1 rRNA gene is annotated in these 1,598 nt (G+C 56.9%); it reads left to right on the forward strand.

The window, feature by feature from the left end:
• Nucleotides 1-27: 27 nt before the first annotated feature.
• Nucleotides 28-1,563 (forward strand): 16S ribosomal RNA (locus FEF15_RS19145).
• The last annotated feature ends 35 nt before the right edge of the window (nt 1,564-1,598 follow it).

Below are 1,598 nucleotides of genomic sequence, written 5' to 3' on the forward strand. Positions count from 1 at the left end.
TCGGGAGGGCAAGAACCGCACTGATTGAAACTGAAGAGTTTGATCATGGCTCAGATTGAACGCTGGCGGCAGGCCTAACACATGCAAGTCGAGCGGTAACAGGCCCTTCGGGGTGCTGACGAGCGGCGGACGGGTGAGTAATGCATAGGAATCTGCCCGATAGTGGGGGATAACCTGGGGAAACTCAGGCTAATACCGCATACGTCCTACGGGAGAAAGCAGGGGCTCTTCGGACCTTGCGCTATCGGATGAGCCTATGTCGGATTAGCTGGTTGGTGAGGTAACGGCTCACCAAGGCGACGATCCGTAGCTGGTCTGAGAGGATGATCAGCCACATCGGGACTGAGACACGGCCCGAACTCCTACGGGAGGCAGCAGTGGGGAATATTGGACAATGGGGGCAACCCTGATCCAGCCATGCCGCGTGTGTGAAGAAGGCCTTCGGGTTGTAAAGCACTTTCAGTGGGGAAGAAGGCCTTGGGGTTAATACCCCCGAGGAAGGACATCACCCACAGAAGAAGCACCGGCTAACTCCGTGCCAGCAGCCGCGGTAATACGGAGGGTGCGAGCGTTAATCGGAATTACTGGGCGTAAAGCGCGCGTAGGCGGCGTGATAAGCCGGTTGTGAAAGCCCCGGGCTCAACCTGGGAATGGCATCCGGAACTGTCAGGCTAGAGTGCAGGAGAGGAAGGTAGAATTCCCGGTGTAGCGGTGAAATGCGTAGAGATCGGGAGGAATACCAGTGGCGAAGGCGGCCTTCTGGACTGACACTGACGCTGAGGTGCGAAAGCGTGGGTAGCAAACAGGATTAGATACCCTGGTAGTCCACGCCGTAAACGATGTCGACTAGCCGTTGGGGTCCTCGAGACCTTTGTGGCGCAGTTAACGCGATAAGTCGACCGCCTGGGGAGTACGGCCGCAAGGTTAAAACTCAAATGAATTGACGGGGGCCCGCACAAGCGGTGGAGCATGTGGTTTAATTCGATGCAACGCGAAGAACCTTACCTACCCTTGACATCCTGCGAACCCTTCGGAGACGAAGGGGTGCCTTCGGGAGCGCAGTGACAGGTGCTGCATGGCTGTCGTCAGCTCGTGTTGTGAAATGTTGGGTTAAGTCCCGTAACGAGCGCAACCCTTGTCCCTATTTGCCAGCGATTCGGTCGGGAACTCTAGGGAGACTGCCGGTGACAAACCGGAGGAAGGTGGGGACGACGTCAAGTCATCATGGCCCTTACGGGTAGGGCTACACACGTGCTACAATGGTCGGTACAAAGGGTTGCGAGTCCGCGAGGCCGAGCCAATCCCGAAAAGCCGATCTCAGTCCGGATCGGAGTCTGCAACTCGACTCCGTGAAGTCGGAATCGCTAGTAATCGTGAATCAGAATGTCACGGTGAATACGTTCCCGGGCCTTGTACACACCGCCCGTCACACCATGGGAGTGGACTGCACCAGAAGTGGTTAGCCTAACCTTCGGGAGGGCGATCACCACGGTGTGGTTCATGACTGGGGTGAAGTCGTAACAAGGTAGCCGTAGGGGAACCTGCGGCTGGATCACCTCCTTAATCGACGTATTGCTGTCTCGCGGCAAGTGCTCACA

The sequence above is a fragment of the Halomonas sp. NO4 genome, assembly GCF_010994375.1.
Taxonomy (GTDB): Bacteria; Pseudomonadota; Gammaproteobacteria; order Pseudomonadales; family Halomonadaceae; genus Halomonas.